General features: G+C 43.0%; 1 protein-coding gene. It reads right to left on the reverse strand.

All coding sequences use genetic code 11. The features are described 5' to 3' along the window. Positions 1 to 539: phospholipase D-like domain-containing protein (locus R7040_RS29430; protein ID WP_318098045.1), on the reverse strand; the 539-nt coding region annotated here is incomplete at both ends.

Raw genomic sequence — 539 nt, forward strand, 5'->3', positions numbered from 1 at the left:
AAGACCACCAATGGTTTTGAAATCTTCTTCTGGAGAGATATAGAAATCGTTCGCGGTTTTATCTCCTACCACGATCGTTACTTTTACTCCGCGTTTCATCGCACGTTTTACTTCCCGGTGAATTGATTTAGGGAAGTTAAAGTATGGCGTACAGATGAAAATTTCGTTCTTTGCTGCTGCTAGTAGCTTGACGATTTGCTGGTTTAGTAAGTTTCGACGCTTACCAAGACCAACAAGTGGTGTGAGCTTTACTTTATCTTCTGCCGCTGACTCATGGGCAAATTGATAGTTGGCTTGAGCAAGAGAAGAGCGAAGTTGGCGAATTGCCGATTTAATTTCTTTGGTTTCCGGCTTATCTCGATCGGCCAAGTCGTTTACTGCAGGGTGAGCAATCATTTCATTTTGAACGAAGTTCACCATCGTATCTGCAAGGGACTTGTGCTTAATAACATGGTAGCGATCAAATCGATAGCGACCATGGTACTGCAAATAAACGTTATTAAGGCTAGCGCCACTGTAAATCACGGTATCGTCGACGA

This window comes from Vibrio sp. 1069 (assembly GCF_033340555.1).